Origin of the sequence: Mitsuaria chitosanitabida ATCC BAA-476 = NBRC 102408 (assembly GCF_001598255.1) — a bacterium.
Classification (GTDB): Bacteria; Pseudomonadota; Gammaproteobacteria; order Burkholderiales; family Burkholderiaceae_C; genus Roseateles; species Roseateles chitosanitabidus.
This window is the reverse complement of sequence record NZ_BCYP01000050.1, coordinates 1-3,857: the sequence shown is the minus strand read 5'-3', so window position 1 is coordinate 3,857 and position 3,857 is coordinate 1. Positions and strand designations below refer to the sequence as shown.

The window sequence follows — 3,857 nt, the reverse complement described above, 5'->3', positions numbered from 1 at the left end:
AGTTTCAGGTCTCGCCCATCTTCACGCGGCTTATATTCTCACAATCGCAATAGGTTGAGAGAACTCTTCGAGTATTCCCACATCAATAACCGAAACTTCGGCACCTGACTCGGAGACCCCGAAACAGGGAAAACTACCCCATCATCCGGAGAGCCATTTAAATCCAACCATCCCCAGCTGGATGGACTCCATTCAAGAAATTCATAAACGCTTCGACAACCACCTTTTGATCGGAGAATATTATTCTATTTAACCAAACATCGCCAAGCAATGATGATTGACCAACAAGATGCTCAGAATCAGGGTGAACAAATACTTTCATTTTCCATGAAAACCCATCATCCCATCCGAAGGTTAAAAGGAATCGACCGCCCTCGATTCTGACCTGCAAACTACTAGAACGATCCGATTCGTCGTCAGCGTCGAGCGTTACAACCCCCCCACAAAGGAGAGCGGAACGAAGTCGTTCGAGAACCAAGTTCGCATCGGGCATAGCCTGATTACCACCAGTCCAGGACAAATGGAAATGTTTCATCATCGTTTAATCTTAATATTCCTCATTCCAGGCTTCCAATACCAAGTCACCCCGGTGGTTTGCTCTAAGATCGTCAAGCTTTTGAGACCAGCCGCCTCCGCAGCCGCAGGGATATCCCCTCTACAGAATCCACAAATATCCCTTCCAGAAACCGTCAATTCCATATCCGCCCCTTTTGCAACCCCAGACTTTACGGCCTGCTGAATAACCCCAATCTCCGCATGCGCGGTCGCCATATCGGCATTAACAAGGCCAAACCTCTCCGCCCGCGCGTCAACAGTATTTCGCGGCACCCCAGTAGCCTCAGTGGCATCTGCATTCTCGGGCGACCTCGCCTTTTGATTGGTATCAATATACACCCGACCCCTAATTCTACCTTCCGCAACCACGTCAATGGCGCCCTTGTTTACTCCAGAACGATCGAGTTGCTCGCGAGCCAGCTGACTAGTAAGGTCATCAACTTCAGGGAGTTTCGAACTAGGGCCCGTCCCACCCTTGCCATCTGGGTCTTTTCTCGCTCCCCCACTACTTCGAGTAGTCAGCTTCTCAATTTCCAGAACTTGTTTAGGGAACAGCATCGAACCATAGATGTCCGAGGTAATAGACAAGAAGGTTGCAATGCGATCCTTATCTTCCTTTTCGTAGCCCAACCCCTGCCCTGCAAGATAGCCCAAAGCAGCGGTAGCGCTATTGCGAAGTGGTTCAATCTCCGCGCCCATTGAGTTCCGAATGATAGAAGAAGGGAGCATGCCGTCATTCCATTGACTGTCTCCGACCATGCCAATGTTCTTCTTTGCGGCGAGAAAGATGTCCCTTTCAATCGATTGAGGAGCAGCACCGAACAGATAAGCGAACACACGCTCGCCTCCGACGTATGTATCTTTCACCCATGCCGACATTGCATCATTACTACCTGCATAAGGGTAGGTATAGTTTGCCGATGGCGGGTTCATCGAGAGATTCGCGATCTCTTGACCGACGCGTGCCGCTGCAGCCTGAGGAGAAAGACTGCGAAACTCATCCCCGTACTTGCTTTCCATGTAAACGGCCGCATAAGCAGCCAGATCGTTCTTTTGATCTCTCGTAAGTGGCTGCCGCTTAGAGAATTTCGCCAAGAGTTCATCGCTCATCTGATCAGCGATCTCAAGAGTCACCAGAGTGCGGCTCTCATCGACCGACAGTTTGCCGCGCAAACTCTTGGCTCTCAAGGCTTCCAGTTGCTGTCGCTGCTGGTGCGCCAAGAAGTTATTAGTTACCTCATTAAACGCCGTACCGGCCCCAGCAATTCCTCCGACCGCTGCGCCAGCCGCGCTGCTTGCCAGGGTCGTCAGGGAATTGACGAGCGAGTCATCGAGGCCCGCTTTCTGGAGCGCGGTCTGCACTTGCGGTCCAGTCAGCGTACCGACGGCTGCACCTGCCGCCCCACTCAGGTTGCCAGTCAAGCCGCCGAGGACGGCATGCGCGGCAATCCGCATCGTGCCCTGCGGACCCCACTGTTTCTCCAACGCCTCCGCTTGAGCGTTCAGGTCCCCGTAGCTGCGGTCGTCCTGTGCCGCGGAGGCTTCCGCGCGCAGCTTGGCAGCCTTGAGCAACTGCGTGTCCGCAAACTCACCAATCTGCTTCGCCGCCTCCTTCCCAAACGTCTGCGTGATCGCCACCTGCGCCTGGATGTCCTGCTGGACCTTCTCCTTGTCGAAGATCTGCTTGATCCCCGACTCCGCGTCTCCGGTGCGCGCCGTCTGGTTCCCCGCGATGCCGCTGATCCCCGCCTTCGTCGTGCTGCTGGCGTTGCCGCTCGTCACCCCGACCCCGAACGAGTTCCCCTGCGCCTGCGGTTGCCCCGGCTGCTGCGCCTGGCCGGTGGACATCGGCGACCACGTGTACTGCCCGTTCGCCTGCGCGGCCTTGATCGCGTCGTTGTCCTTCTTGATCTCCTCGGTGCTGCGCTTGTCCGACGAGAACCCACCCGACACGGCAAAGCTCGAGCCCTTGTAGTCGGCCTTGTTCTCGATGTCGCTGAGCGTCAGGCTGCCCGTCTTGAACGTGTTCGCACCCGCGTCGACCGCCGCTTGCGTGCTGGTGATCGATCCGCCCCTCAGGTCGGTGTTGCCCTTCACGTCGACCTGGAAGCCACCGCTCCCAGCACGGATCCCGCTCTGCTCGGTGACGCTCGCGTAGTCGCTGTTGACCTTGCTCTGCCCGTAGCTCGCATTGCCGCTGACGCCCGCGCCCATCGTCACGCTGCCGCCCACCTGGTTGCTCTCGCTGTGGAACTTGCTCGTGTCCTGCAGGCTCTCGATGTTGAGGTTGCCTCCGGCGTGGACCTTGACCTGATCCCCCGCCACCACCGCGCCCTTGAGCGTCGTGTCGCCGCCGGACTCGATGCTCACCTGCTGGCCTTGCAGGTGCGTGTTGCGCTGGATGACGTCGTCGCCATCGGACTTGCCGCGCGCCAGACTCGCGCTCGCGGTGACGCCAAACGAGGCGCCGCTCGATCCCACGTTGACCGCCACGCCCAACGCGGCGCTGCTCGAGGAGTTCTCGCTGCGCTGCTTCACCGTGTCCTGCGACGAGCTCAGCGACACCGCGCCATCCGCCTTGATGGCCAGCTTGCCTCCGGCCGCCAGGTCGGAGCCCTGCACCTCGATGCTGCTGTCCTTGTCGGCGCCCGTCGCGGTGAGGCGGATGTTCCCGCCCGCGGTGATCTCGCTGGCCTGCTGCGTCGTGGTGGTGGTCTCGGTCCGGCTCTTGGACTTGCTCGATCCCACCGTGACGCTGATCGACAGGCCGCCCGCGGCCTTGGGATCGGACAGCAGCGCGTTCGCAGCGTCCTTCGCCTTGATGGCCGTGGAGGCCAGGCCCAGCGCCTGCATGCGCGCGTCGCCGACCTTGCCGACGTTGTCCAGCATCTTCCCGGTGTCCTCGAGCGCGCTGAGCGCCGGGGCGCTCACCGACACCGACAGGCCGCTCTGGCGGAAGGCCGTGCTCTGCACGTCGTTGCCCGTCTGCTCGGCGCTCTTGATCGAGATGCGCTGTGCCAGCACGTCCACGTCGCCCTTGGGCGTCTGCAGCACCGAGCCCACCTGCGAGTAGTTGCGCCCCGCCACGATGGTCACGTCACCACCGACGCTGCCGATCGTCGAGGCCACCACGGTCTCCTGGTCCTGCTGGTGTCCGCTGCGCTGATCGCGCGTGCCGACGCTGAAGCCGGCCCCGGACCCCATCACGCCCTTGGTGACCTGCCGCCGGTCCTCGCTGAGGTGAGACGTGTCGAGGGCGTTCTCGACCTTCACATCCCTCCCCGCCCCCAACCTCGTCCCCT

Annotated in this window: 2 protein-coding genes; both read right to left on the bottom strand. The window is 59.7% G+C overall.

The features are described from left to right. Positions 1 to 157 precede the first annotated feature (157 nt). Positions 158 to 538, bottom strand: a complete 381-nt coding sequence (locus tag MCHT01_RS26580; protein WP_148661736.1) for a DUF6911 family protein — start codon at positions 536 to 538, stop codon at positions 158 to 160. Further along, complete coding sequence (locus MCHT01_RS25285) at positions 535 to 3,846, bottom strand: hemagglutinin repeat-containing protein (protein WP_259375189.1); 3,312 nt, start codon at positions 3,844 to 3,846, stop codon at positions 535 to 537. The genes MCHT01_RS26580 and MCHT01_RS25285 overlap by 4 nt, the downstream gene beginning before the upstream one ends. Between the last annotated feature and the right edge of the window lie 11 nt (positions 3,847 to 3,857).